Here is a 4,426-nt window from a genome sequence, read left to right on the forward strand (position 1 = left end):
ACGTCCGTCGTGAAAAGGGAAACAACCCTGACCTACAGCTAAGGTCCCCAAGTTATGGCTAAGTGGGAAAGGATGTGAGGATCCCAAAACAACCAGGATGTTGGCTTAGAAGCAGCCATCATTTAAAGAAAGCGTAACAGCTCACTGGTCTAAATAAGGGTCTTTGCGCCGAAAATGTAACGGGGCTAAAGCCATACACCGAAGCTTAGGGTTTGGTCCGCAAGGGCCAAGCGGTAGCGGAGCGTTCTGTAAGCTGATGAAGCCATACCCGTGAGGGGTGGTGGAGGTATCAGAAGTGCGAATGCTGACATGAGTAACGTAAGGGGAGTGAGAGACTNGAAGCCATACCCGTGAGGGGTGGTGGAGGTATCAGAAGTGCGAATGCTGACATGAGTAACGTAAGGGGAGTGAGAGACTCCCCCGCCGAAAGACCAAGGGTTCCTGCTTAAAGCTAATCTGAGCAGGGTTAGCCGGCCCCTAAGACGAGGCGGAAACGCGTAGTCGATGGGAACCACGTTAATATTCGTGGGCTTGGAGGTAGTGACGGATCATTGAGGTAGTCCAATCTTATCGGATTGAACGGGCTGCTGCGTGGTTCCAGGAAATAGCTCCTCCTTATAAACCGTACCCGAAACCGACACTGGTGGTCTGGTAGAGTATACCAAGGCGCTTGAGAGAACTATGCTGAAGGAACTCGGCAAATTGCACGCGTAACTTCGGAAGAAGCGTGACCCTTTTCTACGCAAGTAGAGGAGGGTGGCACAGACCAGGGGGTAGCGACTGTTTATCAAAAACACAGGGCTCTGCGAAGTCGCAAGACGACGTATAGGGTCTGACGCCTGCCCGGTGCTGGAAGGTTAAGAGGAGGGGTGCAAGCTCTGAATCGAAGCCCCAGTAAACGGCGGCCGTAACTATAACGGTCCTAAGGTAGCGAAATTCCTTGTCGGGTAAGTTCCGACCTGCACGAATGGCGTAACGACTTCCCCGCTGTCTCCAGCATAGACTCAGTGAAATTGAATTCCCCGTGAAGATGCGGGGTTCCTGCGGTTAGACGGAAAGACCCCGTGCACCTTTACTATAGCTTTACATTGGCATTCGTAGTGGCATGTGTAGGATAGGTGGTAGGCTTTGAAACCTGGGCGCCAGCTCAGGTGGAGCCACCCTTGAAATACCACCCTTATTACTATGGATGTCTAACCGCGGCCCGTTATCCGGGTCCGGGACAATGTATGGTGGGTAGTTTGACTGGGGCGGTCGCCTCCTAAAGAGTAACGGAGGCGCGCGATGGTGGGCTCAGAACGGTCGGAAATCGTTCGCTGAGTGCAATGGCATAAGCCTGCCTGACTGCGAGACTGACAAGTCGAGCAGAGACGAAAGTCGGTCATAGTGATCCGGTGGTCCCGCGTGGAAGGGCCATCGCTCAACGGATAAAAGGTACGCCGGGGATAACAGGCTGATGACCCCCAAGAGTCCATATCGACGGGGTTGTTTGGCACCTCGATGTCGACTCATCGCATCCTGGGGCTGGAGCAGGTCCCAAGGGTATGGCTGTTCGCCATTTAAAGCGGTACGTGAGTTGGGTTCAGAACGTCGTGAGACAGTTCGGTCCCTATCTGCCGTGGGTGTAGGAATATTGAAAGGATCTGTCCCTAGTACGAGAGGACCGGGATGGACGGATCTCTGGTGGACCTGTTGTGGCGCCAGCCGCATAGCAGGGTAGCTATATCCGGACGGGATAACCGCTGAAGGCATCTAAGCGGGAAACCCACCTTAAAACGAGTATTCCCTGAGAACCGTGGAAGACGACCACGTTGATAGGCCGGGTGTGGAAGAGCGGCAACGCTTGAAGCTTACCGGTACTAATAGTTCGATCGGCTTGATCGTTCTCATTCCTTATGCTCATCTGACAAAGTCAGATGTTCTCACTCACGCTTGTTCCGCCCTGCGGGCGGCGCTACGTGGGTGCGGCGCATCAGCGCCGACGGTCGGTCGACCTTGCGAAGCTTCGCTTCGAAAGGCGTCAGGATCCAAAGAACTGTAAAGGCACAAAAAGACCAGCGAACAGCTCAGAGAAAGCAGCAAATAGGGTCCCTATTCGCTACTCACTATTGGCTATTCGCTCAAAAAAGCTTCTCGAACAACGTGCGTTTTGCCGACCTGGTGGTTATGGCGGAGCGGCTGCACCCGATCCCATTCCGAACTCGGCCGTGAAACGCTCCAGCGCTGATGGTACTTCGTCTCAAGACGCGGGAGAGTAGGTCGCTGCCAGGTCTGCCAAACGCACGTTGAACTCACATCCAATCGGATGTGAGAGAAATCTTCTCTTTATGAAATGGCCCGCCAAGGGATCACGGGCCGCGTAAGCGGCCCTTTCATTTGGTCAGCCATATACCTATCTGTAGGCCTCGGCTTACACAAAAAAAGCAAGCAAGCGCTTGCTTAGGAACGCAAGCAAACGCTTGCTTAGGGTTGACGCGGGGTGGAGCAGCCCGGTAGCTCGTCAGGCTCATAACCTGAAGGTCACAGGTTCAAATCCTGTCCCCGCAACCAANGTCCGGAGCAAGCAAGAGCTTGCCCTGGAGGTGACGCGGGGTGGAGCAGCCCGGTAGCTCGTCAGGCTCATAACCTGAAGGTCACAGGTTCAAATCCTGTCCCCGCAACCAAATACAAAAGAGCCCGCCCTCGTGCGGGCTCTTTTGTATTGTGCCGTGGTGCCGGCGATTTAACCTGTCATCAGGCGCCCGCAAGCAAGCGGAGCCGACGCCGCCGGACAGAAAACTCAATCCTGTCCCCGCAACCAATCTGCGGTAAACGGCCCGCCTGGCACAAAGCCCGCGGGCCGTTTTGATGTTCGGCTGGGCTGGCCATCGATTGCCCCGGATCAGGCGCCCGCAACAAGGCGAAGCCCAAGCTGCGGGACAAAAAACCCAATCCCGTCCCCCGCAAACCAATCTCCACCAAGCAACAGTCCCCCAGGCACCAGCCAGCGGGCCGTTCGCATTCGGGGGACAATGGTGCCTGCAAGCGCGGCACTCCTCGGCGCACAAAGAGGCCTCAGCCGACAAGCTACGACAACAAAACAAGCCTCTCGACAAAACCTAATTCAAAACAGCCCGCAGCCGCGGGCCGTTTGCGTTTAGGGGGACTGGCAGTGAAGTGCCCAGCCGCCGCCATGACCGGATCAACCGAATCGGAGGCAAAAAAGAGGAAGCATCCGATCCTCTTGTCAGGCATCGGTCAGTGATGTCGGTGATGACTTGCAATCAAATACGAAATGAATTGGGTCGGGGTGGCGTTCTATTCAGCCGGCTTTTGTGGCCACCCTCGGCCATGACAATGACTGAGGACCGCGAATCGACCTGCATGTGGATTCTCGATCGCGCCGGCCGTTGGGTGTGTCACGCCGCAATAGCCGCAAGTGCCGTTGGCCGAACGGCCCGGGGCGTTGAAGCGACGCCTCGATCAAGTCGAATCAAGTGAAGGGTGATTCTCTGGGGATGAGTGGCGCAAGGCGTGGCATGGTCGAATCAGCCAATTTTGCTAATAGCTGACATCTATCCAGGTTCGGGATCACTCCCATGTTCCCGCAGGGCGGTGCCAATGCCAAATTGCGCTTTGAATGACCATTACGAGAGCTCCATCAGGAAGCAGCTCGAATCAGGCCGCTACAGTAATGCCAGCGAGGTTGTCCGCGCGGGCCTGCGCATGCTTGAGGATTTCGAGGCGGAGCGGGAGAAATGGCTGCGCGACGAGATACCGGGGCGCCTGCTGAACTCCGGCAGGATTCATCGAAGGGCATCCCTGCCGAAACGGTTTTCTCCCGGCTGGAGGCGCGTCATCGCGCCAAGCAGGCGAAAGCCAAGTCGGGGTGGAGTATCGGATTGTCTTCCACCCCAAGGCAGAAGCCGAGCTGGAGCAACTCTACGATGACATAGCCGGACGTGCGTCGCCGGCGATCGCCTGGAATTTCATTGCGGGTATCCGCGACCATTGTCTCGACCTGTCGACGTTTCCACGGCGGGCACCGAGCGGGTCGAGATCATGCCTGGGTTGCGGATTGTTGGCTACCGCGGCGTCAGCATTGCCTTTGCCGTCGGGGGCAGGCGGGTCCTGATCCTGGGCATCTTTTACGCCGACCGGAACATCACACCGGAATTGCTCGAGGACCGGCTCTAAACGGCGCTTCGGTGGAGAATTGCTGTGCAGTCCTCCAGGCGCGGCGGGTGCGATGGCACACATCAGCGCCTCGAGCTCGGGACGCATCACAGGAATGGTAGGCGCTAGAACGCCGCCCACAATTCAGCCAAGCCAACTCATGAATTTCGGCCCGGTGGATATCTCTGCGAGAAATCGAAAAAACATTGTCGATGTGTGTTGACAGTTGTCGAGTGTGGCGACTATATACGCCTCACGAACGAGGGCGGCT

2 tRNA genes, 2 rRNA genes and 2 pseudogenes (1 of these 6 only partly in view) are annotated in these 4,426 nt (G+C 56.4%); all 6 read left to right on the plus strand.

Annotated features, from left to right (window positions below):
- A 23S ribosomal RNA gene (locus X735_RS151815) occupies positions 1-1,884 on the plus strand (it extends 1,018 nt beyond the left edge of the window).
- Positions 1,885-2,156: 272 nt separating this feature from the next.
- A 5S ribosomal RNA gene (rrf, locus tag X735_RS151810) occupies positions 2,157-2,271 on the plus strand.
- Between the two features lie 202 nt (positions 2,272-2,473).
- Positions 2,474-2,550, plus strand: a tRNA-Met gene (locus tag X735_RS151805).
- 36 nt (positions 2,551-2,586) lie between these two features.
- A tRNA-Met gene (locus X735_RS151800) sits at positions 2,587-2,663 on the plus strand.
- Between the two features lie 937 nt (positions 2,664-3,600).
- Positions 3,601-3,863: pseudogene (locus X735_RS1000000166745) on the plus strand (type II toxin-antitoxin system ParD family antitoxin); the annotation flags it as partial.
- Positions 3,864-3,868: 5 nt separating this feature from the next.
- Positions 3,869-4,176: pseudogene (locus tag X735_RS01000000165840) on the plus strand (type II toxin-antitoxin system RelE/ParE family toxin).
- Positions 4,177-4,426 lie beyond the last annotated feature (250 nt).

Origin of the sequence: Mesorhizobium sp. L2C084A000, assembly GCF_000502875.1 — a bacterium.
In the GTDB taxonomy this organism is placed as follows: Bacteria; Pseudomonadota; Alphaproteobacteria; order Rhizobiales; family Rhizobiaceae; genus Mesorhizobium.